The 26,227-nt window shown below is 73.4% G+C and carries 27 protein-coding genes and 1 riboswitch; of the genes, 2 read left to right on the top strand and 25 right to left on the bottom strand.

The features are described from left to right. Window positions 1–11: 11 nt before the first annotated feature. From F8279_RS11465 to rpe, 24 genes are all read right to left on the bottom strand, one after another. Entirely contained in the window at window positions 12–1,217 is a 1,206-nt protein-coding gene (locus F8279_RS11465; protein ID WP_151499907.1) for an argininosuccinate synthase, read from the bottom strand. After that, the gene (locus F8279_RS11460; RefSeq protein ID WP_013474917.1) at window positions 1,214–1,726 is read right to left on the bottom strand and encodes an arginine repressor; all 513 of its coding nucleotides are present in this window, start codon (window positions 1,724–1,726) and stop codon (window positions 1,214–1,216) included. The genes F8279_RS11465 and F8279_RS11460 overlap by 4 nt, the downstream gene beginning before the upstream one ends. Continuing rightward, window positions 1,723–2,649 carry an ornithine carbamoyltransferase gene (gene argF / locus F8279_RS11455; protein WP_091424419.1) on the bottom strand — a complete coding sequence of 309 codons (927 nt, stop codon included), beginning with the start codon at window positions 2,647–2,649 and terminating at the stop codon, window positions 1,723–1,725. The genes F8279_RS11460 and argF overlap by 4 nt, the downstream gene beginning before the upstream one ends. Beyond that, window positions 2,646–3,842: an acetylornithine transaminase gene (locus tag F8279_RS11450; protein ID WP_151499906.1), complete on the bottom strand. Its 1,197-nt coding sequence runs from the start codon at window positions 3,840–3,842 to the stop codon at window positions 2,646–2,648. The genes argF and F8279_RS11450 overlap by 4 nt, the downstream gene beginning before the upstream one ends. Beyond that, on the bottom strand, window positions 3,839–4,726 hold the full coding sequence (gene argB, locus F8279_RS11445) for an acetylglutamate kinase (RefSeq protein WP_151499905.1): 888 nt from the start codon (window positions 4,724–4,726) through the stop codon (window positions 3,839–3,841). Before argB ends, F8279_RS11450 begins: the two co-directional genes overlap by 4 nt. Then, the gene (gene argJ, locus F8279_RS11440; RefSeq protein WP_151499904.1) at window positions 4,723–5,895 is read right to left on the bottom strand and encodes a bifunctional glutamate N-acetyltransferase/amino-acid acetyltransferase ArgJ; all 1,173 of its coding nucleotides are present in this window, start codon (window positions 5,893–5,895) and stop codon (window positions 4,723–4,725) included. The genes argB and argJ overlap by 4 nt, the downstream gene beginning before the upstream one ends. Next, a complete protein-coding gene (gene argC / locus F8279_RS11435) occupies window positions 5,892–6,893 on the bottom strand; it encodes an N-acetyl-gamma-glutamyl-phosphate reductase (protein ID WP_151499903.1) in 1,002 nt (333 codons plus the stop codon). Before argC ends, argJ begins: the two co-directional genes overlap by 4 nt. Window positions 6,894–7,046: 153 nt before the next feature. Further along, on the bottom strand, window positions 7,047–9,611 hold the full coding sequence (locus F8279_RS11430; RefSeq protein ID WP_151499902.1) for a phenylalanine--tRNA ligase subunit beta: 2,565 nt from the start codon (window positions 9,609–9,611) through the stop codon (window positions 7,047–7,049). A 26-nt stretch (window positions 9,612–9,637) separates the two neighbouring features. Further along, window positions 9,638–10,699 carry a phenylalanine--tRNA ligase subunit alpha gene (pheS, locus tag F8279_RS11425; RefSeq protein WP_151499901.1) on the bottom strand — a complete coding sequence of 354 codons (1,062 nt, stop codon included), beginning with the start codon at window positions 10,697–10,699 and terminating at the stop codon, window positions 9,638–9,640. 168 nt (window positions 10,700–10,867) lie between these two features. Then, the gene (locus tag F8279_RS11420; RefSeq protein WP_151499900.1) at window positions 10,868–11,752 is read right to left on the bottom strand and encodes an RNA methyltransferase; all 885 of its coding nucleotides are present in this window, start codon (window positions 11,750–11,752) and stop codon (window positions 10,868–10,870) included. 32 nt (window positions 11,753–11,784) lie between these two features. After that, window positions 11,785–12,177: a 50S ribosomal protein L20 gene (gene rplT, locus F8279_RS11415; protein WP_043324928.1), complete on the bottom strand. Its 393-nt coding sequence runs from the start codon at window positions 12,175–12,177 to the stop codon at window positions 11,785–11,787. 32 nt (window positions 12,178–12,209) lie between these two features. Further along, window positions 12,210–12,404 carry a 50S ribosomal protein L35 gene (gene rpmI / locus F8279_RS11410; protein WP_007075851.1) on the bottom strand — a complete coding sequence of 65 codons (195 nt, stop codon included), beginning with the start codon at window positions 12,402–12,404 and terminating at the stop codon, window positions 12,210–12,212. Window positions 12,405–12,422: 18 nt separating this feature from the next. Then, window positions 12,423–13,070: a translation initiation factor IF-3 gene (gene infC, locus F8279_RS11405; protein WP_091424387.1), complete on the bottom strand. Its 648-nt coding sequence runs from the start codon at window positions 13,068–13,070 to the stop codon at window positions 12,423–12,425. Window positions 13,071–13,394: 324 nt separating this feature from the next. Further along, a complete protein-coding gene (locus F8279_RS11400) occupies window positions 13,395–13,868 on the bottom strand; it encodes a PH domain-containing protein (protein WP_175438802.1) in 474 nt (157 codons plus the stop codon). Then, window positions 13,865–14,827, bottom strand: a complete 963-nt coding sequence (locus tag F8279_RS11395) for a DMT family transporter (protein WP_091424383.1) — start codon at window positions 14,825–14,827, stop codon at window positions 13,865–13,867. The genes F8279_RS11400 and F8279_RS11395 overlap by 4 nt, the downstream gene beginning before the upstream one ends. Beyond that, window positions 14,824–15,669 (bottom strand): ATP phosphoribosyltransferase, encoded by an 846-nt coding sequence (hisG, locus tag F8279_RS11390; RefSeq protein ID WP_091424380.1) that lies wholly within the window; start codon window positions 15,667–15,669, stop codon window positions 14,824–14,826. The genes F8279_RS11395 and hisG overlap by 4 nt, the downstream gene beginning before the upstream one ends. A 43-nt stretch (window positions 15,670–15,712) precedes the next feature. Next, window positions 15,713–15,994: a phosphoribosyl-ATP diphosphatase gene (locus tag F8279_RS11385; RefSeq protein WP_198039659.1), complete on the bottom strand. Its 282-nt coding sequence runs from the start codon at window positions 15,992–15,994 to the stop codon at window positions 15,713–15,715. 26 nt (window positions 15,995–16,020) lie between these two features. Next, window positions 16,021–16,518 carry a 6,7-dimethyl-8-ribityllumazine synthase gene (gene ribH / locus F8279_RS11380; RefSeq protein ID WP_091424378.1) on the bottom strand — a complete coding sequence of 166 codons (498 nt, stop codon included), beginning with the start codon at window positions 16,516–16,518 and terminating at the stop codon, window positions 16,021–16,023. Between the two features lie 4 nt (window positions 16,519–16,522). Then, window positions 16,523–17,788 carry a bifunctional 3,4-dihydroxy-2-butanone-4-phosphate synthase/GTP cyclohydrolase II gene (locus F8279_RS11375; RefSeq protein WP_151499899.1) on the bottom strand — a complete coding sequence of 422 codons (1,266 nt, stop codon included), beginning with the start codon at window positions 17,786–17,788 and terminating at the stop codon, window positions 16,523–16,525. Then, window positions 17,785–18,480 (bottom strand): nicotinamide riboside transporter PnuC, encoded by a 696-nt coding sequence (pnuC, locus tag F8279_RS11370; RefSeq protein ID WP_151499898.1) that lies wholly within the window; start codon window positions 18,478–18,480, stop codon window positions 17,785–17,787. The genes F8279_RS11375 and pnuC overlap by 4 nt, the downstream gene beginning before the upstream one ends. Then, window positions 18,480–19,091, bottom strand: a complete 612-nt coding sequence (locus tag F8279_RS11365; RefSeq protein ID WP_151499897.1) for a riboflavin synthase — start codon at window positions 19,089–19,091, stop codon at window positions 18,480–18,482. The genes pnuC and F8279_RS11365 overlap by 1 nt, the downstream gene beginning before the upstream one ends. A gap of 1 nt (window position 19,092) precedes the next feature. Beyond that, window positions 19,093–20,154 (bottom strand): bifunctional diaminohydroxyphosphoribosylaminopyrimidine deaminase/5-amino-6-(5-phosphoribosylamino)uracil reductase RibD, encoded by a 1,062-nt coding sequence (gene ribD / locus F8279_RS11360; protein WP_151499896.1) that lies wholly within the window; start codon window positions 20,152–20,154, stop codon window positions 19,093–19,095. 170 nt (window positions 20,155–20,324) lie between these two features. Beyond that, window positions 20,325–20,497: riboswitch (FMN riboswitch) on the bottom strand. A 73-nt stretch (window positions 20,498–20,570) separates the two neighbouring features. Then, window positions 20,571–21,527 (bottom strand): response regulator, encoded by a 957-nt coding sequence (locus F8279_RS11355; protein ID WP_091424366.1) that lies wholly within the window; start codon window positions 21,525–21,527, stop codon window positions 20,571–20,573. A 1-nt stretch (window position 21,528) separates the two neighbouring features. Continuing rightward, window positions 21,529–22,209 carry a ribulose-phosphate 3-epimerase gene (gene rpe, locus F8279_RS11350; RefSeq protein WP_013285529.1) on the bottom strand — a complete coding sequence of 227 codons (681 nt, stop codon included), beginning with the start codon at window positions 22,207–22,209 and terminating at the stop codon, window positions 21,529–21,531. A gap of 261 nt (window positions 22,210–22,470) precedes the next feature. On the opposite strand from rpe, the gene F8279_RS11345 reads away from it, so the two are divergent. Both F8279_RS11345 and F8279_RS11340 read left to right on the top strand, forming a co-directional pair. Then, on the top strand, window positions 22,471–23,358 hold the full coding sequence (locus F8279_RS11345; protein ID WP_091424363.1) for a septum formation family protein: 888 nt from the start codon (window positions 22,471–22,473) through the stop codon (window positions 23,356–23,358). A 76-nt stretch (window positions 23,359–23,434) separates the two neighbouring features. Next, window positions 23,435–24,325 (top strand): septum formation family protein, encoded by an 891-nt coding sequence (locus F8279_RS11340; RefSeq protein ID WP_091424360.1) that lies wholly within the window; start codon window positions 23,435–23,437, stop codon window positions 24,323–24,325. 43 nt (window positions 24,326–24,368) lie between these two features. Here the strand turns inward: F8279_RS11340 and F8279_RS11335 are convergent, their stop codons facing one another. Further along, window positions 24,369–26,117 carry a M28 family peptidase gene (locus tag F8279_RS11335; protein ID WP_091424356.1) on the bottom strand — a complete coding sequence of 583 codons (1,749 nt, stop codon included), beginning with the start codon at window positions 26,115–26,117 and terminating at the stop codon, window positions 24,369–24,371. Between the last annotated feature and the right edge of the window lie 110 nt (window positions 26,118–26,227).

Below are 26,227 nucleotides of genomic sequence, written 5' to 3'. Positions count from 1 at the left end.
GGTGCCCCCCATCAGGCCCCTCCCATCCGGGCGTCCCGTTGCGCGGCCATCTTGCTGGGCAGTCCCCACAGTTGCACGAATCCCTTCGCCAGCGACTGGTCGAACGTGTCGCCGGTGTCGTAGGTGGCCAGGCCGAAGTCGTACAGGCTCGCCTCGGAGCGCCGGCCGGTCACCACCGCCCGGCCGCCGTGCAGGCGCAGCCGTACCTCGCCCGTGACGTGCCGCTGGGCGTCGTCGATGAACGCGTCCAGCGACCGCTTCAGCGGCGAGAACCAGAGCCCGTCGTAGACGAGCTCGCCCCAGCGCTGGTCGACGCCGCGCTTGAACCGGCCCAGGTCCCGCTCGACGGTCACCGCCTCCAGCTCCTGGTGGGCGGTGATCAGGGCGAGCGCGCCGGGCGCCTCGTACACCTCGCGGCTCTTGATGCCGACCAGCCGGTCCTCGACCATGTCCAGCCGGCCCACACCCTGCGCCCCGGCCCGCCGGTTCAGCTCCCGGATGGCCTGGTACGGGGTGACCGTCTCGCCGTCGATCGCGACCGGGACGCCGCCGTCGAACGTGATCACCACGTCGTCCGGGTCGCGTTCCGACGCCGGGTCCTCGGTGTACGCGTAGAGGTCCTCGACCGGCGCGTTCCAGATGTCCTCCAGGAAACCGGTCTCCACGGCCCGGCCCCACAGGTTCTGGTCGATCGAGTACGGCGACTTCGCCGACACGTCGATCGGCAGCCCCTTCTCCTCGGCGAACGCGATCGCCTTGTCCCGGGTCCAGGCGAAGTCCCGGGCGGGGGCGACGACCTTCAGGTCGGGCGCGAGCGCGGCCAGGCCGACCTCGAACCGGACCTGGTCGTTGCCCTTGCCGGTGCAGCCGTGCGACACGATCGTGCCGCCGTGGGCACGTGCCGCCGCGACCAGGTGCCTGACGATCAGCGGCCGGGACAGCGCGGACACCAGCGGATACCGGTCCATGTAGAGGGCGTTGGCCCGGATCGCCGGCAGGCAGTAGTCCGCGGCGAACTCGTCGCGGGCGTCGACCACCTCGGACTCGGCGGCGCCGCAGTCGAGCGCCCGCTGCCGGATCACTGTCATGTCCTCGCCGCCCTGGCCGACGTCGACCGCGACCGCGATCACCTCCGCGCCGGTCCGCTCGGCCAGGTACGGGATGGCGACCGAGGTGTCCAGGCCCCCGGAGTACGCGAGCACGACCCGTTCGGTCACGAGGTGCCCCCTTCGGCTGTGTCGTCGCGGCGGGCCCAGGCGGCGAGCCGCTCACCCAGCGCGGCGCCGCCGTCGGCCTCGCGGGCCACGACGAGGATGGTGTCGTCGCCGGCGATGGTGCCGACGATCTCGGACAGGCCGGCCCGGTCCAGCGCGCTGGCCAGGTACTGGGCGGCGCCCGGCGGGGTGCGCAGCACCGCGATGTTGCCGCTGGAGTCGACGCCGTTGAGCAGCTCACGCAGCAGCCGGACCAGCCGGGCCGGCGCGCCCTCGGCGTCGCGCAGCGGCCGGTGCCCGTCCTCCGGGATCAGGTAGACGCCCCGCCCGTCGCCGCCCCGCGCGGTCACCGCTCCCAGTTCCTTCAGGTCGCGCGACAGGGTGGCCTGGGTGACCTGGATGCCGTCCCCGGCGAGCAGGTCGGCCAGCTCGGTCTGCGAGTGGATGGGGGTGTCGCGGATCAGCTCGACGATGCGGGCGTGCCGCGCGGCGCGGGTCAGCGGAGCGGTCATGCGGATTCCTCCAGGAGAAACGTCAGCAGCGCCTTCTGGGCGTGCAGCCGATTCTCCGCCTGGTCGAACACCGCGCTGTGCGGGCCGTCGAGCGCCTCGTCGGTGATCTCCTCGCCCCGGTGGGCGGGCAGGCAGTGCAGCACGATCACGTCGGCGTCGGCGTGGCCGAGCAGCGCGTCGTTGACCTGGTACGGCAGGAACGGGGTGATCCGGTCCAGCCCGTCGGACTCCTGCCCCATCGACGTCCAGGTGTCGGTGGCGACCACGTGCGCGCCGCGTACCGCCTCGGCCGGGTCGGTGAGCACCTGGACCGATCCGCCGGTGGTGGCGGCGATCTTCTCGGCGCGTCCCACGATCTCCGGGTCCGGCTGGAACCCCTCCGGCCCGGCGATCCGCACGTGCATCCCGGCGGTCGCCCCGGCCAGCAGGTACGAGTGGGCCATGTTGTTCGCCGCGTCGCCCACGTACGTGAGGATCCGTCCGGCGGTGCCGCCGAAGCGTTCCCGCACGGTGAGCAGGTCGGCCAGCAGCTGGCAGGGGTGGTACGTGTCGGTGAGCGCGTTGACCACCGGCACCGTGGCCTGCGCGGCGACCTCGGCGATCCGGTCGTCGCCGTGGGTGCGCAGCACGATCGCGGCGACGTAGCGGGACAGCACCCGGCCGGCGTCGCCAAGTGTCTCGCCCCGGCCGAAGTGGGTGACCTGGGTGTCCACCACGAGCGGGTGCCCGCCCAGCTCGGCGATGCCCACGTCGAACGAGATCCGGGTCCGCAGGCTCTGCTTGTCGAACAGCACCGCCACCGACTTCGGTCCGGCCAGCGGCTGGTGCCCGTACCGGTCGGCCTTCATCCGGGCGGCGAGGTCGAGCACGGCGGCCTGCTCGGCGGGCGTGAGGTCGTCGTCGCGCAGGAAGTGGCGGATCATGCGGGAGCCTCCGTCGGGGTGTTGGCGGGCGCGGCGGCGGACAGCGCGGCCGGCAGGGCGGCGAGGAACGCGTCTGCCTGTGCGGCGGTGAGGATCAGCGGCGGGGCGAGCCGGACCACGTCCGGCTGCACCGGGTTGACCAGGAAGCCCGCGTCGCGCAGGGCCGCCGCGGCCGCACCGGACACCGGCTGGTCGAGCACGATGCCGAGCAGCAGCCCGGCACCGCGTACCTCGCGCACCAGCGGGTGCCCGAGCGCCTCGACGCCGCGCCGGAGCCGCTCGCCGACGCGCTTCACGTGGTCGAGCAGGCCCTCGTGCGCGATCGTGGAGACGACAGCGAGCGCGGCGGCGCAGCTGACCGGATTGCCGCCGAACGTGGTGCCGTGCGAGCCGGGGGTGAGCAGGTCGGCGGCCCGGCCGAAGGCCAGGCAGGCGCCCAGCGGCAGCCCGCCGCCGAGGCCCTTGGCGAGCGTGATCACGTCCGGCTCGACGCCCTCGGCCTGGTGGGCGAACCAGTGGCCGGTCCGGCCGACGCCGGTCTGCACCTCGTCGAGCACCAGCAGCGCGCCGTGCGCGGCGGTGATCCGCCGGGCCGCGGCCAGGTAGCCCGGCGGCGGGACGACCACACCGTTCTCGCCCTGGATCGGCTCGATGATCAGCATGGCGGTGTCGTCGGTGACCGCCTCGGCCAGCGCGTCGGCGTCGCCGAACGGCACGTGGGTCACGTCGCCGGGCAGCGGGCGGAACGGGTCGGCCTTCGCGGGCTGCCCGGTCAGCGCCAGCGCGCCCATGGTCCGGCCGTGGAAACCGCCGTGGGTGGCGACCACGTGCCGGCGGCCGGTGAGCCGGGACAGCTTGAACGCGGCCTCGTTGGCCTCCGCGCCGGAGTTGGCGAAGAACACCCGGCCCGGGCGGCCGGCCAGCGCGAGCAGCAGCTCGGCCAGCGCCACCGGCGGCTCGGCGACGAACAGGTTGGACACGTGCCCGAGCGTCGCGACCTGCTTGCTGACGGCCGCCACCACCGCCGGGTGGGCGTGGCCGAGCGCGTTGACGGCGATGCCGCCGAGCAGGTCGACGTACTCCCGGCCGGTCTCGTCGACCACGACGGCGCCGGAGCCGGAGACGAGCGCCAGCGGCGGCGTGCCGTAGTTGTCCATCATGGTGGCGTTCCACCGCTGCACCAGCGTGCTCATGACTCGATCACCATGGTTCCGAAGCCCTCCGACGTGAACACTTCCAGCAGCGTGGAGTGGGCGACCCGGCCGTCGACGACGTGCGCGGCCGGCACTCCCCCGCGCACCGCCCGCAGGCATGCCTCCATCTTCGGGACCATGCCCGACTCCAGGGACGGCAGCAGCTTCGCCAGGTCGTCCGCGGTGATCTCGCTGACCAGGCTGGACGTGTCCGGCCAGTCGGCGTACAGGCCCGGCACGTCGGTCAGCACGACGAGCTTGCGGGCGTCCAGCGCCACCGCGAGCGCGGCGGCGGCGGTGTCCGCGTTGAGGTTGTGCAGCACCCCGTCGGCGTCCGGCGCGACAGTCGAGATGACCGGGATCCGGCCGGCCTCGATCAGGTCGGTCACCGCCGAGACGTTCACCGACTCCACGTCGCCGACCTGCCCCACGTCGACCGGTTCCCCGTCCACGTACGCGGGGCGGCGCACCGCGGTGAACAGCCCGGCGTCCTCACCGGAGAGACCGACCGCGCACGGGCCGTGCGCGTTGATCAGGCCGACCAGTTCCCGGCCGACCTGACCGACGAGGACCATCCGGACCACGTCCATCGCCTCCGGGGTGGTGACCCGCAGGCCGCCCCGGAACTCGCTGGCGATGCCGAGACGGCCGAGCATGGCGGAGATCTGCGGACCGCCGCCGTGCACCACGACGGGCTTCAGGCCCGCGTAGCGCAGGAACACCATGTCGGCGGCGAACGCCCGCTGGAGTTCGGGGTCGACCATGGCGTTGCCGCCGTACTTGACCACGACCGTGGCGCCGGAGAAACGGGCCAGCCAGGGCAGCGCCTCGATCAGCGTGGCGGCCTTGGCCTGGGCCCGGGTGAGGTCAGCACTCAAGTTCATGTGGAATAAGCCGAGTTCTCGTGGACGTACGCGTGGGACAGGTCGTTGGTCCAGATGGTGGCCGCCTCGGCACCGGCGTGCAGGTCGATCCGGACCGTCACGCCGCGGCCGGTGAGGTCCACCTTGGCGCGGTCCTCGGCGGCGGCGCCGCCCCGGCACACCCAGATGCCGTTGACCGCGACGTCCACGTCGTCCGGCTCGAACACGGCGGCGGTGGTGCCGACCGCGGCCAGGATCCGGCCCCAGTTCGGGTCGTTGCCGAACAACGCGGTCTTCACCAGGTTGTTGCGGGCCACCGTGCGGCCCACCTCGACCGCGTCGTCCTCGCTCGCCGCGCCGACCACCTCGATCGCGACCTCCTTGGTCGCGCCCTCGGCGTCGGCCAGGAGCTGCTGGGCCAGGTCGTGGCAGGCGGCGGTGACCGCGGCGGTCAGTTCCTCGGCGGTCGGCTCGATGCCGGAGGCGCCGCTGGCCAGCAGCAGCACCGTGTCGTTGGTGGACATGCAGCCGTCGGAGTCGATCCGGTCGAACGTGATCCGGGTGGCGGCGCGCAGCGCGGCGTCCAGGGCGTCCGGCCCGGCCACCGCGTCGGTGGTGAGCACGCAGAGCATGGTGGCCATGGCCGGGGCGAGCATGCCCGCGCCCTTGGCCATCCCGCCGACGGTCCAGCCCGTACCCTGCGCCACTGTCGTCTTCGGCCGGGTGTCGGTGGTCATGATCGCCTCGGCTGCGGCCGGGCCGCCGTCGCGGGACAGGCCGCGCACCGCGTCGCGTACGCCGGGAAGCAGCTTGTCCATCGGCAGCCGCTCGCCGATCAGACCGGTTGAGCAGACCGCGACCTCGCCCGCGCCGACGATGAGCCGGGCGTTCGCCGCGGTGATCGCGGCGGCGGTGTGCTCGGCGGTGGCGTGGGTGTCCTGGAAGCCGGCCGGTCCGGTGCAGGCGTTCGCGCCGCCGGAGTTGAGCACCACGGCTCGGACGACGCCGCCGTGCACGACCTGCTGGCTCCACAGCACCGGCGCGGCCTTGACCCGGTTGGCGGTGAAGACACCGGCCACGCCGGCGTCCGGGCCGTCGTTGATCACGAGGGCGACGTCGGCGGCGCCGGAGGACTTCAGTCCGGCGGCGACACCTGCGGCGCGGAACCCACGGGGGACGGTGACGCTCACGGGGCCACTCCAAACACGGACAGACCGGTGGTCTCCGGGAGACCCACCATCAGGTTGGCGTTCTGCACGGCCTGGCCGGCCGCGCCCTTGCCGAGGTTGTCGATCGCGCTGACCACGATCACCCGCCCCGAGTCGACGTCGACCGTCGCCTGGAGGTGGCAGGAGTTCGAGCCGGCGGTCGCGGCGGTGTGCGGCCACGCCCCCTCGGGCAGCACGTGCACGAACGGCGCGTCGGCGTACGCGGCGGCCAGCACCGCGCGCGGGTCGGCATCGCCGGTGGGCACCGCGGTGACGGTGGCCAGGATGCCCCGGGGCATCGGCGCGAGCACCGGTGTGAAGGAGAGACCGGTCGCGCCGGTGGCCTGCTTGATCTCCGGCACGTGCTGGTGCGCGCCCACCTTGTAGGGCGTCAGATCGCCCATCACCTCGCTGCCGAGCAGGTGGGCCTTGGCGGCCCGGCCCGCGCCGGAGGTGCCGGAGGCGGCGACCACGACCACGTCGTCGGGGCGTACCGCGCCGGCGGCGATCAGCGGGGCCAGCGCCAGCGTGGTCGCCACCGCGTAGCAGCCGGTGCTGGCCACCCGCGTCGCGGCGGCGATCTCGGTCCGCCGGCCGGGCAGCTCGGGTAGGCCGTAGGTCCAGGCGCCGGCGTGCTCCCCGCCGTAGTAGCGGGACCAGGCGCCGGCGTCGCGCAGCCGGTGGTCCGCGCCGAGGTCGACCACCTTGACCGTGTTGGGCAGCGCCGCGGCGAGCGCCGCGGACTGCCCGTGCGGCAGGGCCAGGAAGACCAGGTCCGCGTCGGCAAGGGTCGCCGGTTCGGTCGCGGCGAACACCAGGTCGAGGCCGGCGAGGTGCGGGTGTACGGCGGTGACGGGCTGACCGGCCTGGCTGTGCGCGGTGGCGGCGATCAGCTCGAACTCGGGGTGACCGGCGAGCAGGCGCAGCAGTTCGCCCCCGGCGTATCCACTCGCCCCGGCAACAGCAACCCGAATGCCCATACCCACCTCCGCATGACTATGCAGAGAAGGTTACCCGCCGGGGCCACACCACCGCAAGGTCATACAGTCGAGTGCATAGGAATGAGGCGGGTCTCTCGCCAGCCGTGGAGTTGCGGCCCGATTCCGGGCCGCAACTCCACGACGGGCAGGGCGTCAGGCGCCGCGCAGCGTGGCGCCGAAGCGCTCGGCGGCGACCGCGACGGCCGCGTCCCGCGCGGCCACCGCCTCCTCGCCCGCGAGGGTCCGGTCCGGGGCGCGGAACGTCAGCTTGTACGCCAGCGACTTGCGTCCCTCACCGAGCTGCTCGGAGGTGTAGACGTCGAACAGGCGGACGTCCTCCAGCAGCGGGCCCGCACCCTCGACGAGCGCCGCCCGCACCTCGGCGGCCGGCACCGAGGCGTCCACCACCAGCGCCACGTCGATCAGGGCCGGCGGGAACGTGGAGATGGTCGGGCCGGTCGCCAGCGGCGCGGCCGGCAGCGCGTCCAGGTCGAGCTCCATGGCGCTGGTACGCCGGGGCAGCTCCAGCGTGGCCAGCACGGCCGGGTGCAGTTCGCCGGCGTGACCGACGACCACGTCGTCCACCACCAGTTCGGCGCAGCGGCCCGGATGCCAGGGGGCCCGCTCGCCGGCCCGTACCGTCACCCGGTCGGCGGGGATGCCGGCGGCGTCGAGCACCGCCCGGCCCGCCTCGACGGCGTCCGCCCAGCCGGCCGTGCGGCCCGCGCCCCACCAGCCGGCCGGTTCGATCTCGCCGGTGAGCGCCACCGCGACGTGCCGCGGCTGGGCCGGCACCACCGCGTCGGCGGCGGCGAACTCCTCGTCGGTGGGTCGCCGGTCCACGCCCATGGCGGGCGGGGTGCCCGCGCCCGGACGCGGGTGGAAGACCGTGCCGATCTCGTAGATCGCCACGTCCCGCTGGCCCCGGCCGACGTTGCGCTTGACGATGCCGAGCAGCGGGCCGAGCAGCGTGGTGCGCAGCAGCGGCTCCTCCTCCGACAGCGGGTTCGCCAGCCGTACCGCCGGGCGGCGCGGGTCGTCGGCGGGCAGGCCGAGCTGGTCGACCAGCTCCGGCGCGACGAACGGCTGTGCCAGCACCTCGACGTAGCCGCGCTCCGCGAGGGAACGGGCGACGGCCCGGCGGCGCTGCTGCTGCCAGGTCAGCCCTCGGCCGGGCGGCGCGGTCGGCAGCACCGACGGCACCCGGTCGTAGCCGTCGAGGCGTACCACCTCCTCCACCAGGTCGGCCGGGTCGGTCAGGTCGGGCCGCCAGCTCGGCGGCGTCACGGTCAGCACCTCGCCACCCCCGGCGGCGGAACCGCCACCGGCGGCCGTGCCGACCGTGCCCGGGTCCTCGGCGAGCCGGTCGGCGCCGCGGGTGACGGTGCAGCCGACCTGCTCCAGCAGCTCCACCACCCGGTCCGGCGAGTAGGTCACACCCACGCGGCGCGACGGCAGGTCCGCCGGCAGCGTGACAGGCGTACGCGGCGCGACGTGGTCGATGTCGAGCACCTCCTCGCCGGCCGTGCCGCCGGCCAGGTCGGTGAGCAGCCGGACCGCCTTCTCCAGCGCGACGAGCGGCAGCGCCGGGTCGACGCCCCGCTCCCACCGCTTCGCGGCCTCGCTGAACAGCTTGTGCCGCCGCGCGGTACGACCGACAGTGGCCGGATCCCAGTGCGCCGCCTCGAAGAGCACGTTCGTGGTGGAGGCGAGCACCTCGCTGGTCTCGCCGCCCATCACCGCGGCCAGCGAGATCGGACCGGTCTCGTCGCAGATGACCAGGTCCTCGGCGGACAGGGTGCGGGTCACCCCGTCCAGCGTGGTCAGCTTCTCCCCCGCCTCGGCGCGGCGCACCACGAGCGTCCCGGCGATCCGGTCCGCGTCGAAGGCGTGCATCGGCTGGCCGAGTTCGAGCATCAGATAGTTGGTGATGTCCACTGCGAGCGAGATGCTGCGCACGCCCGCCACGGTGAGCCGCTGCCGCATCCAGCCGGGCGTCTCGACCGTCGGGTCGGCGCCGCGCACCATCCGCGCCGCGAACCGGTCGCAGCCGACCGGGTCACGAACCTCCACCGGGTACGCCGGCTCGGCGGTCGCGCCGGGCGCGGGCGCGTCGGCCGGGTCGCGGAACGGCACACCGAGCGCGTGCGACAGTTCCCGGGCGATGCCGCGCACGCTCAGCGCGTACCCGCGGTCCGGGGTGATCTCCATCTCGACCACGACGTCGTCCAGGCCGACGACGGGCCGCGCGTCGTCGCCGGGCTGGGCCTTGACGTCCTCGGGCAGCACGATGATGCCCGAGTGGTCGTCGCCGAGCCCCAGCTCCTGCGCGGAGCAGATCATGCCGTGGGAGTTGCGCCCGTACGTCTTGCGCGCGCCGATGGCGAAGCCGCCGGGCAGCACGCCGCCGGGGAGGATCACCACGACCTTGTCGCCCTGGGCGAAGTTGCGCGCCCCGCAGACGATCTCCTGCGGCTCGCCGGTGCCGTTCGCGGCGCCGACGTCGACCCGGCAGAAGCGGATCGGCTTCTTGAAGCCGGTCAGCTCCTCGATCTCCAGGACCTCGCCCACGACCAGCGGGCCGGTGACGGACTCGCGCAGGTCCACGACGGACTCGACCTCGATGCCGAGGTCGACCAGCGCCTGCTCCAGGTCGCCGGTGGGCAGGTCGGCCGGCAGGTCCACATACTCCCGCAGCCAACTGACAGAGACTCGCATGACTGTTAAACCACCGTTCCCGTAGCTCAGGCGCCGAACGCGCGGGTGAACCGCACGTCGCCCTCGGCCATGTCCCGCATGTCGCTGACGCCGTGCCGGACCATCGCGGTCCGATCGATGCCCATGCCGAACGCGAATCCGGAGTAGACCTCCGGGTCGATGCCGCAGGCGCGCAGCACCCGCGGGTTGACCATGCCGCAGCCGCCCCACTCGACCCACTGCGGACCGTCCCGGTGCTCCGGGAACCAGACGTCGAACTCCGCCGACGGCTCGGTGAACGGGAAGTAGTGCGGCCGCCAGCGCGTCTTCGCGCCCTCGCCGAACATGGCCCGGGCGAAGTGGTCGAGCGTGCCGCGCAGGTGCGCCATGGTGATGCCCTTGTCCACCACCAGGCCCTCGACCTGGTGGAACACCGGCGCGTGGGTGGCGTCCAGCTCGTCGGTGCGGTAGACCCGGCCCGGCACCACCACGTAGATCGGCGGTTTGCGGGTGAGCATGGTGCGCGCCTGCACCGGCGACGTGTGGGTCCGCAGCACCAGGCCACTGCCTTCGGGTGCGATGTGGAACGTGTCCATCAGGCCGCGCGCCGGGTGGTCGGCGGGGATGTTGAGGGCGTCGAAGTTGGTCCACTCCAGCTCGACCTCGGGGCCCTCGGCCACCTCGTATCCCATGCCGATGAACAGGTCGCTGATCTGCTCCATCAACACGCTCAGCGGGTGGCGGGCGCCGCGCGGCCGGCGGTCGTACGGCAGGGTCACGTCGACCCGCTCCTCGACCAGCACCCGCGCGGCCCGCTCCCGGTCCAGGATCTCCTGCCGGGCCGCGTACGCGGACTCGACGGCCTTGCGGGCCTCGTTGACCCGCTTGCCGGCGTCGGCCTTCGCGGCCGGCGGCAGCGCGCCGATCTCCCGGCGGGCCAGCGACACCGGCGATCGGTCACCGAGGTGCGCGGGGCGCAGCGCGGCGAGCGCGTCCGGGTCGGCGGCCTCGGCGAACGCCTTCTCGGCGTCGGCCACTGCTCCGGCCAGGGCGTCCGGGTCGAGCAGGGCGACCTGCTTCGGGTCGTACGGATCGTTGCGGTAGCTCATGGTGAACGGGCACTCCCTCACGGCGGCGCCGACCCTCGCGGGTGGCTAGGCGAGTCTACGGACGCGCGGCTTCGCCGCAGCCCGCCGGTGGGGAGTCGTGCAGGGGGAAGGGTCAGGCCCGCCGCCCGCCGACACCGGCGGGCTGGCTAAACGAACGCCGTGGCGCGTTCATGACGAGGCGGACTCCCCTGCTGTGTCGTGCGTGACCGTGGGCCGACGCAGTGCTCTGGCGGAAGAATACAGGCAGACGGCCGCCGCCGCAGCCAGGTTCAGGCTCTCCGCGCGCCCGTGCAGCGGCACCCGGACCCGGGCGTCGGCCGCGCCGGTCAGCTCGTCGGGCAGGCCGTGCGCCTCGGAGCCGAACAGCCACGCGGCAGGTGTGGCCAGCCGACCGGCGTCGGCCAGGTCGTCCAGGTCGCTGTCGCCGTACCCGGTGGTGGCGAAGATCGTGAGGCCGGCGGCCCGCAGCGCCCCGACGGCGGCGAGCGGGTCGGCGGCCCGCACCACGTCGACGTGGAAGAGGCTGCCGGCGGAGGCCCGCACACACTTGCCGTTGTAGGGGTCGACCGCCTCGCCGGCGAAGACCACCGCGCCCGCGCCCGCCGCGTCGGCCGTGCGCAGCACCGTGCCGGCGTTGCCCGGGTCGCGGATCCCGGCAAGCACCGCGACCAGTCGCGGGCCGCGCGCCACGGCCTGCTCCAGGGGTACGTCGAGGTGCCGGCAGACCGCCACCAGGCCCTGCGGTGCGACCGTCTCGGTGAGCGCGGCCAGCGCGTCGTCGGTCACCTCGGAGACCGGCACGTCGGCCCGGGCGGCGGTGGCGGCGAGGTCGGCGTACCGGTCGAGCGCCGCCGGGGTGCCGAACAGCTCGACCACGGTGCCGGCGCGGACGAGCGCCTCCCGGACCGCCTGCGGCCCCTCGGCCAGGAACCGGCCGGTCTGGTCGCGGTCGCGCCGACGCTGGAGCCGACGGGCCGCCACGACCCTCGGGGTACGCGGGGTGAACGGTCCGGGAACGGCGTCGAGGCGCCTCCCCTGCGACTGTGACTGCATGGGAGACGCCTCGATCTGCCGTACGGGGTGGGTCAGGCGGCCTGGGCCGCGGCGCCACCGGTGCCCTCGGCCGCCACGGCGGCGCGGGCCAGCTCGACGATCGCCGCGAACGAGGCGGCGTCGTTGACGGCCATGTCGGCCAGGATCTTCCGGTCGACCTCGATGCCGGCCAGGCGCAGGCCCTGGATCAGCCGGTTGTAGGTCAGGCCGTTGGCCCGGGCGCCGGCGTTGATCCGCTGGATCCAGAGCTGCCGGAAGTCGCCCTTGCGGTCGCGACGGTCCCGGTAGGAGTACTGCATCGAGTGCAGCACCTGCTCCTTGGCCTTGCGGTACAGCCGGGAGCGCTGACCGCGGTAACCGCTCGCGGTCTCCAGCAGGGTACGACGCTTCTTCTGGGCATTCACAGCCCGCTTGACGCGTGCCATCTCAACTCCTTCTTCGGTTCAGGTGGCTCGCGTCAGCGGCCGAGCAGCTTCTTGATGCGCTTGGTGTCGGCCTTGGCCAGCTCGACGGTGCCGGTCAGCCGACGGGTCTGGGTGCTGGGCTTCTTCTCCAGGTTGTGGCGAAGGCCGGCCTGCTGGGCAACGATCTTGCCCTTGCCGGTCACCTTGACCCGCTTGCCCATGCCCGTGTGGCTCTTCATCTTCGGCATTGGAACGTCTCTCCCCTGTTACTGGCCGCTGGTCTCAGCGGTCGTGCCGGTCTCACCGGCTGCTGCGGTCTCGCCGGCCGCCGGGGTCTCGCCGGCCGGAGCGGCCGGTTCCTCCGCAGCCCGGTCGCGCGGTCCAACGCGGGACGCCGTGGCGGCGACCGCGGAGGCCTTCACGGCCCGGTGCGGAGCGAGAACCATGATCATGTTTCGGCCGTCCTGCTTCGGCGCGGCCTCGACGTATCCCAGTTCCGTGATCTCGGACTCGAGCCGGCGCAGGAGCCGGTAACCCAGCTCCGGGCGGCTCTGCTCCCGACCGCGGAACATGATCGTCACCTTGACCTTGTCGCCCGCCTTGAGGAACCGCACCACGTGACCCTTCTTGGTCTCGTAGTCGTGCGGGTCGATCTTCGGCCGGAGCTTCATTTCCTTGATGACGGTCTGCTGCTGGTTACGCCGCGCTTCGCGCGCCTTGAGTGCGCTCTCGTACTTGAACTTGCCGAAGTCCATGAGCTTGCACACCGGCGGGCGCGCCATCGGCGCAACCTCGACCAGGTCCAGGTCGACGTCCGCGGCCAGCTGCAGGGCGCGCTCCAGCGGGACGATGCCCACCTGCTCACCCTCAGGACCGACCAGTCGGACCTCACGTGCCCGGATCTGCTCGTTCACGCGTGGTTCGACGCTGATGGGGCCTCCTCGAGTCGAGTCTTCTCCGTGCCGACTCCGCGGGCTCCCGGGTGGGAGCCGACCCGGAAAGCAGAAGGCCCCGGCGTATGCCAGGGCCCACTCGACCGGTCGGCACGATCACAGGATCGCGCATCCGGCCTCGGGACGTGCCCGAAACCGGGGACCGGACCCGGCCACCGTGGCGGCGACTCGGGTGGGAGCGGGCGCTCCGCTTCAAGACCGCCCGCTCGTCAGGGACGGGGGCAGTCTGGTCGACTCCGCAACACTACACCCCCGGCCCAGGCCCGCCCAAACCGGGCTCGCAGGTCAGCGGGGTGCCGACTGGCCGGCGGACAGCGCCGCCAGATGTGCCTGGTGCAGGCGGCGCAGCGCGCGCACCGCCTCGACGGCGCTCTCCTTGTCGGCGGCCTGCAGCGCGACCATCGGCAGCAGGTCGTCGTCGTGCAGTTCCAGGCTGGCCCACGGGGCGCCCCGATCGAACCGGACCCCGCGGATCACCTCCCAGGGCAGCTCGTACGAGCTGATCACGTTGCGCACCCGTACACCCTTGGCGTCGGCGACCACGCGAGGGCGGGTGAACAGCAGGAAGCCGAGCGCGCCGAAGACACCCAGGCCGATCATGGCGAACTGGTCGCCGCGCTGGAACGTGCCGTAGCCGTTGCCGGTGGCGCCGGTCAACGACGTCGCGACGAGGCTGAACACCACGAGCAGCGTGACGGCCGACACCCAGCAGACGACCCGGACGCGGCGGGGTCGCACGGTCACCACGGAATCGCTCACCCGACCAGTCTGCCATCCGGTTCGCGCGCGCCTTCGGCCGCCACACGGTCCGGGCCGCGCCGGCGCAGCCCGGTGACCACCACGGCGAGCAGCGTGAGCAGGGCGCCGGCCAGCACCGGCAGCCGGACACCGGGGCCGCCGGGCAGCGCCAGGTCCAGCAGCAGCGCGCCGCCGAGCTGCCCGGCCACCAGCGCCAGGCCGGTACGCAGCACCCCGGCGGCGCGTACCCCGATCAGCAGGGTGAGCACGATGCCGACGCCGAGCAGGCCGCCGAGGTAGAGCCACCACTGGGTCGGCCAGTCGGGCGCGGTGACGAGCGCGCCGGTGATCGCCGCGACCGCGCCGATCACCACGGTGCTGACCGCGAAGTTGACAGCGAGCCCGGCGGCCGGACCGACCGATGCGGCGACCCGTCCGTTGAGCGCGGACTGCCCGGCCACCGCCAGCCCGCCCAGCACGCAGAGCAGCACCAGCCCGACCGCCAGGTCGCCGACCGGGCGGCCGAGCTGCGCCAGAGCGACAGCGCCGACGCCGAGCAGCGCCCCGCCGACCCGGGGCAGGGTGAGCGGCATCCGGCCGGTCGCGGCCAGCCCGGCCCGGTCCACCGCGAGGCCGCCGAGGCTGCCGCCGGCCACCTGGGCGATCGTGAACACCGCCACCCCGAGCACGGGCACCACCACCGGCGCGACCAGCACGATCACCGCGCCGCCCACCCCGCCGAGGTACGTCCACCACGGCAGCCCGGAGCGGCGCAGCCCGGCCAGCCCGGCGCGCATCGACGGCAGCACCGCCAGGCCGGCCAGCACCAGCAGGCAGCCGCCGAGGTTGTTGACCACCGAGCCGAGGACCGGGTCACCGGTCCGCTCCCCCAGCTCTGCGTTGACCGCACCCTGGGCGGCCGAGGCCACGCCGCCCAGCACGACCACGGCCAACGCGGCCGGGAGCGGCAGCGGCCTCACAGCCGGCAGGCGTGGATGTTGGTGACCAGGATGGCGCGGGCGCCCAGCTCGTACAGCTCGTCCATGATCCGGTGCACGTCGTCGCGGAGCACCATCGCCTGCACGGCGACCCAGCCCTCCCGGTGCAGCGGCGAGACCGTCGGCGACTCGATGCCCGGGGTCAGCGAGCTGGCCCGGTCGAGCAGGCCGGCCGGCACGTCGTAGGCGAGCATCACGTACCTGCGGGCGACCAGGACGCCGTGCAGCCGCCGCTGCAACTGCTCCTGCTGCGCGCCGCCGGGCGCGCCCGCGCGGCGGACCAGCACCGCCGAGGAGCGCAGCAGCGGCTCGCCGAAGACCACCAGGCCGGCCTGGCGCAGCGTCGCGCCGGTCTCCACCACGTCGGCGACCACGTCGGCCACACCGAGGCGGATGGCGTTCTCCACCGCGCCGTCCAGGCGGATCACGTCGGCCTTGACGCCCAGCTCGGCCAGGTGCCGCTCGACCAGACCGGGGTACGCGGTGGCGATCCGGTGCCCGCCGAGCTGCTGGACCGAGCCGACGTCGTCGGGCCGGGCGGCGAACCGGAACGTGGCCCGACCGAAGTTGAGGTCGACCACCTCCTCGGCCGGCGCGCCCGAGTCGATCAGCAGGTCGCGGCCCGTGATGCCGACGTCCAGATCGCCGGATCCGACGTAGGTGGCGATGTCCTTGGGGCGCAGGTAGAAGAACTCGATGTCGTTCTGCTCGTCCCGGCAGACCAGGTCCTTCGGGTCGGTGCGCTGGCGGTAGCCCGCCTCGCGCAGCATCCCGGCGGCCGACTCGGCCAGGGCGCCCTTGTTGGGTACTGCGACACGCAGCATGAGAGTGCTCCTTCGTTCGATCGGATGATCAGCGGACGGGCACTCACAGATGTCGGTAGACGTCCTTCAGTTCCAGGCCGGTGGCGAGCATCAGCACCTGCGCCTGGTAGAGCAGCTGGGAGATCTCCTCGGCGGCCCGCTCCGGGCCCTCGTGCTCGGCGGCCATCCACGACTCGGCCGCCTCCTCGACGACCTTCTTGCCGATGAAGTGCACGCCCTTGGCGAGCGCCTCGACCGTGCCCGAGCCCGGGGTGCCGGCGGCGGCCTTGGCCTGCAGCTCGGCGAACAACTCCTCGAACGTCTTCACGGAAGGCGATTCTTCCAGCCGCTGCTGGTGACGGGCCGGGTGGGTCACGCGAAGCCGACCCGGTGGGCGGACTGGGCGTCCAGCGCGCGCACGGCCAGGGCGGCGTCCAGCGCGGCGACTGTCGCCGACCAGCCCTTGTCCTCGGCCGAGCCGGGCAGCCCGGCCCGGTCCCGGGCCTGCTCGATGGTGTCCACGGTCAGCACCCCGTGCGCCACCGGCTTGCCCTCGTCCAGCGCCACCCGGGTCAGCCCCTCGGTGACCGACTGGCACACGTAGTCGAAGTGCGCCGTCGCGCCGCGTACCACCACGCCGAGCGCGACCACCACGTCGAAGCGGCGGGCCATCGCCTGGGCCACCACGGGCAGCTCCACCGAGCCGGCCACCCGGGCCACCACGGCCCGCGCCCCGCACGCCTGCGCGGCGGCCACCGCCCGCTCGGTCATGTGGTCGGTCAGGTCGCCGTGCCACCGGGCGGCCACCACGCCGACCGTCATCCCGGCGGCGTCCACCGCGGTCACGCCCGGCTCACCGAAACCCGCCATGGCCCTACGCTCCGATCTCGTCACCGGCGACCGGGCGGCCCATCGGCGCCTCGGTCACCTCGTCCAGTCCGTCCAGCAGGTGACCCATCCGGTCCCGCTTGGTGCGCAGGTAGCGCACGTTCTCCGGGTTGGACCGCACCGGCAGGCCCTCCCGGCCGGTCACGGTGAGGCCGTACCCCTCCAGGCCGGCCCGCTTGGCCGGGTTGTTCGTCAGCAGCCGCATCGTCCGGACGCCGAGGTCGTAGAGGATCTGCGCGCCGGTGCCGTAGTCGCGGGCGTCGGCCGGCAGCCCGAGGTCGAGGTTCGCGTCCACGGTGTCGCGGCCCTGGTCCTGGAGCTGGTACGCCTGCAGCTTGTGCAGCAGGCCGATGCCCCGGCCCTCGTGCCCGCGCACGTAGAGGACCACGCCGCGCCCCTCCGCGGCGACCCGGGCCAGCGCGGCCTGCAACTGCGGCCCGCAGTCGCAGCGCAGCGAGCCGAACACGTCGCCGGTGAGGCACTCGGAGTGCACCCGCACCAGCACGTCCCGCCCGTCGCCGAGGTCGCCCATGACCAGCGCGACGTGCTCGGCCGGGTCGTGCTCGGCGCGGTAGCCGAGCGCCCGGAACACGCCGTACGGGGTGGGCATCCGGGCCTCGGCGGCCAGTTCGACCTGCTTCTCGGTACGCCGCCGGTAGGCGATCAGGTCGGCGATGGTGACCAGCGTCAGCCCGTGCTCGGCGCAGAACTTCTCCAGGTCCGGCAGGCGCATCATGGTGCCGTCGTCGTTCACCAGCTCGCAGAGCACCCCGGCCGGGCGCAGCCCGGCCAGCCGGGTCAGGTCCACCGCCGCCTCGGTGTGCCCGGGGCGGCGCAGCACCCCGCCGGCGCGGGCGCGCAGCGGCACCACGTGACCGGGCCGGGCCAGGTCGGTCGGGTCGGTGGCGGCGTCGGCGAGCAGCCGGATGGTGTGCGACCGGTCGGCGGCCGAGATGCCGGTGCTGACGCCCTCCCGGGCGTCCACCGTCACCGTGTACGCGGTGCCGCGCCGGTCCTGGTTCGTGTGGTGCATCGGCGGCAGGTCCAGCCGGTCGCACTCGTCCTCGGTCAGCGGCACGCAGATGTATCCGGAGGTGTAGCGGACCATGAACGCGACCAGCTCCGGCGTGGCCAGCTCGGCCGCGAAGATCAGGTCGCCCTCGTTCTCGCGGTCCTCGTCGTCGACGACGACCACCGGACGCCCGGCGGCGATGTCCGCCACCGCCTGCTCGATCGAACCGAACGTGCTCATGCCGCGGCCTCCGAGTACGTCGCCGGGATCGGGGCGGACGCGGTCGCGACGGCCCGGGAGGTGCGCCACCAGCTGTACAGGCCGGCCGCGCAGAACGCGCCGTAGACCAGGTACATGGCGGCCGACGGGTAGAAGCCGCCGCGCAGCAGCAGCGGTACGCCGACCGCGTCGACGGCGATCCAGATCAGCCAGAACTCCACCCAGCCGCGGGCCATGCCGTACGTGGCGAGCAGGCTGCCGACCAGGATCCAGGCGTCCGGCAGCGGCCCCCACGAACCGAGCGCGGCGAGGACCGGGTACGCGGCGGCGGTGCCGACGGCGGCTGCCACGAGCAGGCCGAGCCGCTCCGGCCAGGTGGCCCAGCGCGGCACCACGGCCGGCTGGTCCCCGCCGCCGGAGCGCCGGTTACGCGACCAGCGCCACCAGCCGTACACGCTGACGGCGAAGAAGAAGACCTGCCGGCCGGCCTGGCCGTAGAGGTCGTGCGCCTGCGGCGTGACGAAGACGCCGCCGAGGAACACGGTGAACAGCAGCGCGTTGCCGATCATGCCGACCGGCCAGGCCCAGACCACCCGGCGCAGCCCGAGCAGCGCCGAGGCGAGCCCGAAGCCGTTGCCGACGATCTCCCGGACCAGCACCGGCGAGCCGGCCACGTGCACCTGGGCGTCGAGCAGCCAGCCGAGCGGGCCCATCACCGCGCACCTTCCCCGGTGCGGTCGCCGAGCAGCCGCTCGACGTACTTGGCCAGCACGTCCACCTCCAGGTTGACCGGGTCGCCGACCCGCTTCGTGCCGAGCACGGTGAGCTTCAGCGTGGTCGGGATCAGGCCGACCGAGAACCAGTCGTCGCCCACCTCGGCGACGGTCAGGGACACGCCGTCGACGGTGATCGAGCCCTTCTCCACCACGTACCGGGCCAGCCCGGCGGGCAGCCGGAACCGGACCGTCTCCCACTGTGCGGCCGGCTCCCGGGCGACGACCTCGCCGACGCCGTCGACGTGGCCCTGCACCAGGTGCCCGCCCAGGCGGCTGTTGAGCGCGGCGGCCCGTTCCAGGTTGACCGGGTCGCCGGGGCGCAGCGCACCGAGCGCGGTGCGGCGCAGCGTCTCGCCCATCACGTCGGCGGTGAAGACGCCGCCGTCGACGTCGACCACCGTCAGGCAGACGCCGTTGACCGCGATCGAGTCGCCGTGCCGGGCGTCCGAGGTGACGAGCGGGCCGCGGATGGCGACCAGCGCGGAGTCGTCGCCGGTCTCGGTGCTCCGGACGATCTCGCCCAGTTCCTCGACGATGCCGGTGAACATGTCAGGCCTCCCTCTTCCGGGGCAGCGCGGTGATCCGCAGGTCGGGACCGACCCGCGTAACGTCGGTGATCTCCAGATCGATGGCGTCGGCGATGGTGCTCACGCCGGCGTCGAGCAGCGCGGTCGGGCCGGCGCCGAGCAGCTTCGGCGCGACGTACCCGACGATCCGGTCGACCAGGCCGGCGGCGAGGAACGCGCCGGCCAGCGTCGGCCCGCCCTCCAGCAGGGCGGCCCGCACGCCCCGGTGGTGCAGCTCCGCGAGCAGCGCCGGCAGGTCGACCCGGCCGTCCGGCCCGGCGCCGACCTCCGCGGCGGTGGCCACCCAGGTGCGGGCGGCGCCGTCGCGGACCCGGGCGTCGGCGGGGGTACGCCCCGAGCTGTCCACCACCACCCGCAGCGGCTGCCGGATGGCCATGGTGCCGTCGCGCAGGTTGCGGGCGGTGAGACGGGGATCGTCGGCGAGCACGGTGCCCACCCCGGCGAGCACCGCGTCGACGGTGCCGCGCAGCGCGTGCACGTCGATCCGGGCCGCCTCGGAGGTGATCCACATGCTGGTGCCGTCGGCGGCGGCGGAGCGTCCGTCGAGCGTGGCCGCGTACTTCCAGATCACGTACGGCCAGCCGCGGCGCATCGAGGTCAGCCAGGCCACGTTGCCGGCCTCGGCCTCCTGCGTGCGTACCCCCAGGGCGACCTGGAGCCCGGCGGCGCGCAGCGTGGCCGCGCCGCCGGAGGCGACCGGATTGGGGTCGGGCACCGCGATGACCACGCGGGACACCCCGGCGGCGATGAGCGCGTGGCTGCACGGGCCGGTGCGGCCGGTGTGGTCGCAGGGCTCCAGGGTGACCACGGCGGTGCCGCCGCGGGCGCGCGTGCCGGCCTGTGCCAGCGCGACGATCTCCGCGTGCGGGCCGCCGGCGTACGCGTGGAAGCCCTCGCCGACGACCTCGCCGTCGGCGTCGAGCAGCACGCAGCCGACGACCGGGTTGGGGCTCGTGGCGCCGAGGCCGCGCGCGGCCAGTTCGATGGCACGACGCATCGCCTCGTCGACGGAGACGCTCGCCATGGCCGCCTGTCCTCCCGCTCGCCGGTCACGCGCGGGCGGGTTCGGGAGGAACGGCCACGAAAGCCGCGGACACGCGGCGGCGGAGAACCCGGGGGACGGCGACGCCGACCCCGAGAAGCCCACGCGGCGGCTGAGGGTGCTCAGCGGCCGGCAGGGGCCTCCCCCGTTCCGCGCGCTGTCTCCCATCCGGACTTTCTGGGGACGGACGAGCCGCACCCCAACCGTCGGCCCCGGATTCTCACCAGGTCCACCGTCCGGCCGAAGCCGTCCGGGTCGCGGGCTTACCACGGTCGGACCGTGGATCACCGCCGGTTCGGAATTTCACCGAGCCCCGCCAGCGCGTGGTGGGTATAGGGGAAGTCTTACACGTTCCGCCCGGGCGCGCGCCACAGAGGCGAGCTACCTCACAGGACCGGTCAGGTGACACCGCGCCGGCGGTCCACCGCCACGTACGAGCCGGGCTGGCTCTTGGCCACCGTCTTCATCTCCGACGCCACCGCGATCGCCTCCAGCGGATCGGTGAACCGCTTGCCGGAATCGGACAGCGACACGCCGATGGAGAGCGTGACGAGCGCGGCGCGGCGGATGTTGCCGCGCCGGTCCTTCAGCTCCACGAAACCGCGCTCCCGGTCGGTCGCGTCGTAGAGCGCGTCCGCGGCCTTCTCGAAGTCGACGACGGCCCGGCTGGTCAGCGGCCGGACCTGGCCGGGGGTGCAGACGATGACGAAGTCGTCACCGCCGACGTGGCCGAGGAACGCCGGCGGCAGCCCGATCGACACCACCGCCCGGTGCAGGCTGCGGGCCAGCGCCGAGATGAACTCGTCGCCGCGCACGAAGCCGTACCGGTCGTTGACGCTCTTGAACCGGTCGATGTCGATGTAGCCGACGGCGTAGTCGACGCCGTTGCGTACCCGGTCGCTGATCTCCCGCCGGATCCGGCTGTTGCCGGGCAGCCCGGTCAGCGGCGAGACCTCCCGGAACTCCTTGTTGCGCCGCAGCGTGGAGTTGACCCGGGCCACCAGTTCCAGCGTGTCGAACGGCTTGACCAGGTAGTCGTCCGCGCCGACGCTGAGCCCGTTGACCTTGTCCTGGGTCATCCCCTTGGCGGTCAGCATGATCACCGGCAGGGCCGAGGTCATCGGATCGGCGCGCAGCCGCCGGGTCAGTTCCAGCCCGTCGATGCGGGGCATCATCAGGTCGACCACCGCGAGGTCGGGCCGCTGCCGCTCGATGATCTCCAGCGCCTCCTGGCCGTCGGCGGCGTGCAGCACCTCGAAGCCGTGCAGGCGCAGGTTGAACTCGACGAAGCGGGCGATGTCCTCGTCGTCGTCGACGACGAGGATCACGTCGGGTCGCTCGCCGGCCGGGTCCACCTCAGGCCCCGGTCATCGCGCGTTCCGCCAGGCCCCGCAGGCGGCGTACCGCCTCCGCGGGATCGTCGGCGCCGTAGACGGCGGTGCCCGCGACGAACGCGTCGGCGCCGGCCGCGGCGGCCTGCTCGATGGTGTCCGCGGCGATGCCGCCGTCGACCTCGATGCGCAGCTCCAGGTGCCCGCTGTCGACGTGCCGGCGGGCCGCGCGCACCTTGTCCAGCAGCTGCGGCAGGAAACGCTGGCCGCCGAAGCCGGCCTTGATCGTCATGATCAGCAACGTGTCGAAGCTCGGCAGCAGCTCCAGGTACGGCTCGATCGGGGTGTCCCGGTCGATCGCCAGCCCCGCCTTCGCCCCGGCCGAGCGCAGGTCCTTCGCCAGCGCCACCGGGTCGTCGCACGCCTCGGCGTGGAACGTGACGTTGTACGCCCCGGCGTCGGCGTACCCGGGCGCCCAGCGGCGCGGGTCGGTGATCATCAGGTGCACGTCGAACGGGATCCCGGTGACGGCACGCAGGCTCTGCACCACCGGCAGTCCGATGGTCAGGTTGGGCACGAAGTGGTTGTCCATGACGTCGACGTGCAGCCAGTCGGCGGCGGGCTCCACGGCACGGACCTCGTCGGCGAGGCGGGCGAAATCGGCGGCCAGGATGCTCGGCGCGACGATCGGCGGCGGTACGGTCACCGGGCCAGTGTACGAACGCGGTGATCCGGAGGTCGCGGCACGTCTCCCGGAGTGACAGGTGGTGATGTCCCATTCACCGGTGGTGCACCATCCGGCCGTCCGGAGAGAAAATCGGCACGAATAGTCGCCGGTGACTGGCCGATCGATTGAAAGATGACGAAACTCCTACAGGGACGGTCACGTATGCTGCACGCCCGGGCGCGGGGGACGCCGGTCGGGCCTGTGGCGACCGGCTGTCATCTCTCCCGGAAGGGGCGGACGATGCGACGGTGGCTCCACGTGCTCGCGCTGGCCGGCGCCGTGACTGCGGTGATCGCCGGATGCGCTCAGACACACCGGGCCGACGGCGACCTGATCGACGACTGGGCTGCGCTGCCGGTGCCGCAGCTGTTCGTCCCGGCGACCGAGGCGTGCCTGCCCCGGCTGAGCACTGTGGTGGCCGCCGCCACGTACGAGACGGTGAACTGCGCGGGCAGCCACCTGGCCGAGACCGTGCACGTCGGCCGGTTCAGCGGGCCGGCGGCGCAGGGCGTACGCCCGGAACCGGGCTCACCCGCGCTGCGGACCGCGCGCGCGGAGTGCGACCAGCGGGCCCGGGAGATGATCGGCGGGGACTGGCACGCCGCCCGGCTGACCCTGAACATCGCGCTGCCCACCGTCACCGCCTGGACGTCCGGCGCCCGCTGGTTCCGCTGCGACCTGGCCGAGACCGACAGCATCGACAACACCCGCCCGGTCAACCGGGTCGGCAGCCTGCGCGGCGCGCTCGTCGGCGACAACCCGCTGGTGCACAGGTGCTTCGACCCGAAGCTGATCGGCCAGAACCTCAACTACATGGCCCCGGTGCTGTGCACCGAACCGCACCGGGCCGAGTTCGTCGGGGTGTACGAGGAAGGCGACATGAGCTGGGCGGAGTTCACCCGGGGCGCGCCCGCCACGCACCGGCGCTGCATGACGCTCATCGCCGCGTTCGCCGAGGTGCCGGACAACGCCGAACTGCCGTACCGGGCCGGGTCCATCTTCTACCCGCCGTCGCAGCGGGAGTGGGAGGAGGGCGACCGGGGCGTGCGCTGTTTCCTGTGGAGTGACGACCGCAAGCTGAACCGCTCGGTGCGCGGCGCCGGACCCGAGGGACTCCCGGTCACCTGAGCGGCTGTCGTATGCTGCACCGCCGAGGCGTACCGGTCGACCGGGCGGCGCCGGATGCGCGGGGAGGTCGGTCGGGATGCGGCGATGGCGGGTGGCGGTCACCGTGGGCGCGGCGCTGGCGCTGGCGCTCGGCGGCTGTGCCGCGCCGGCCGGAGTGGACCGCGACCTGATCGACGACTGGCCGGCGTTCGCCGCGCCGGTCGGTTTCGTGCCGAAGTCCGGGGCCTGTCACCCCACAGTCGCCGACGTCGGCTACCTCAGCGGCTACCAGCCGGTCGACTGCGCCACCCCGCACCGCACCGAGACGCTGCACGTGGGCACGATGACCGGCGCGGAGGCGGAGCGTTCCGCGCCGCCACGGACCGGCTCGGCCGGGATGCGCGCCGCGCACGCCGACTGCGCCCGGCAGGTCACCCGGGCCGTCGGCGCGGACTGGCGCGGCGGCCGGCTGCGCCTTGCCGTGGTGTTCCCCTCGGCGCTCGCGTGGTCCGGCGGGGCCCGCTGGTACCGCTGCGACGTCGCCGAGATCACCGATCTGGACGAGGGCGCCGTGGCCCAGCGCACCGGCAGCCTGCGGGGCGCGTTGAAGCCCGGCTCGAAGCTCGCGTTCGGCTGTTTCAACCCGAAGCTGAGCAAGGACGAGGTGCAGTCGATGCGGCCGGTGGCCTGCACCTCCCGGCACCACGCCGAGTTCGTCGGCGTCTACCAGGCGCCGGACATCACCTACGCCGAGTTCGAGCGCACGCCGCTGCGCACGCACAAGGCGTGCCGCGGCCTGATCGCCAAGTACGCGAAGCTGCCGAACGACGGCAACATGCAGTACCGGGCCGGCACCATCATCTACCACCCGTTCGAGGAGCAGTGGCGCGACGGCGACCGGGGCGTGCAGTGCTTCCTGTGGGTCTCCGAACGCTCGCTGACCCGATCGGTCAGGGGCGCGGGCGCCAAGGCGCTGCCGATCACCTGAGACCCGGGTGGGGCGGGCCGGCGCCCACCCCGCCCGGGACCGCTCAGCCGACCTGCAGCGTCACGTCGTCCACGACGAAGCTGGTCTGGAGCGAGGAGTCCTCGACCCCGGTCCACTTCAGCGTGACCGTCTGACCGGCGTACGCGGCCAGGTTGAAGGTGCGCTGGGTGTAGCCGGTGGCCTTGTTCAGGTTCGAGTACGTGGCCAGCGTGGTCGAGCCGACCTGCACGGTCAGCTTGTCGTACGCGGTCGAGCTGGTCGTCTCGGCCGTGTCGATGTGCAGCCAGAACGAGAACGTGTAGCTGCTGCACCCGGCCGGCAGCGTGACCGACTGGGACAGCGTGTCGGTACGCGAGGAGCCGTACCCGTTCATCCACGCCTTGTACGACCCGGTGCGGGCCGCCTGGCTGGAGCTGTTGGTGATCACGCCGGAGCTGGCCGTCCACGGCGTGGTGCCGGACTCGAAGCTGCTGTTGCCGATGAGCTGGCCGCCGGTGCAGCCGCCGCTCCCACCGGTCACGGTGAGCGTGTAGCTGGCGGTGCGGGTGGCCGAGCCGGTGCCGGTCACGGTGAGCGTGAACGTGCCGGTGGTGGCCGTCGACGAGGCGGTGACGGTCATGGTGGCCGAGCCGCCCGAGGTGACCGACGACGGGCTGAAGCTCACCGAGACGCCGCTCGGGGCGCCGCTGGCGGACAGCGCCACGGTCTGCGCGCTGCCGGCGGTGGTGGCGGTGCTGACCGTGGCGGTGGTGGAGCCGCCCCGGGCGACGCTGCCGGAGGTGGGGCTCACCGAGACGGAGAAGTCGTTGGACGGCGTGCCGCCGCCGACCGCGAGCGCCCAGATCGCGTACGCGACGCCGTCCGCGGCCCGGTTGAGGATGGTCGTGTTGATGTTGCTGGTGTTGTCGCAGGAGCGGTGGTAACACCCGTCGTACGCCGCACCGGCGGTGCCGCCCCACTTGCTGGCCTGCGCCGAGCTCTTGGTGTAGCTGGCGCCCGCCGCGTAGCCGGAGGTCTGGATGCCGGCGTTGGCGAACGAGTAGTCGTCCGAGCGGCCCTGCCCCTCGGTGTTCTCCTCCGGCGAGATGCCGAACGAGTCCCAGTACGCCTTCAGCGGCGCGGCGGTGGCCGAGGTGATCCGGTTGATGAAGTAGCCGCCGTTGGGCGAGCCCACCATGTCGAAGTTGTAGTAGCCCTTGATGTAGCCCCGCTGGGTGGAGCTGAGCTGGTTGACGTAGTGCTTGGAGCCCTGGAGGCCCTGCTCCTCGCCGTTCCACCAGGCGAACCGGACGCGCTTGGTCATGGTCGGGTTCTGCGCGGCCAGCACCAGCGCGTTCTCCAGCAGCGCCGACGAGCCGGAGGCGTTGTCGTTGATGCCCGGGCCGGCGGCGACGCCGTCCAGGTGCGCGCCGAACATGACGACCTGGTCGGAGGGGCCCTGCGGCCACTCGGCGATCAGGTTGTTGCCCGGGTAGGTGCAGGTGGAGCAGTTCTGCTCGGTGACCGTGTAGCCGGCGGCCTGGAGCTTGCCCTTGACGTAGTTGACCGACGCCGTGTAGCCGGCCGAGCCGGAGCGCCGGTTGCCGCCGTTGCTGGTGGCGATGGAATTGAACTGGGTGAGGTGGGCCTGGATGTTGCTCAGGGAGACGTCCGGCGCGGCGAGCGCGGCGACGGCCGGGGCGGGGGCGGCGGCCGTCGCGGGCGCGGCGGAGGCGGTGCCGGCCAGGCTCGCCGTCGTCAGGGTGGCGACGAGGGCGAGCGCGAGGCTCGTGGTCGGCGTTCTGCGTCTCATGGAGACTCCTCGTGGGGGTTCGGCGGGCGGGGGTGCCGGGACCGGTGGTCGAAACAGTTACATGCATCGATCAAACAGTCAACGGGCTGTCACATCCCACCGGCCCCCTC

Origin of the sequence: Micromonospora sp. AMSO1212t, from assembly GCF_008868145.1 — a bacterium.
GTDB classification, from domain to species: Bacteria; Actinomycetota; Actinomycetes; order Mycobacteriales; family Micromonosporaceae; genus Micromonospora; species Micromonospora tulbaghiae.
Note: the sequence above shows the minus strand (reverse complement) of the source record. Positions and strands in the feature narration are given on the sequence as shown.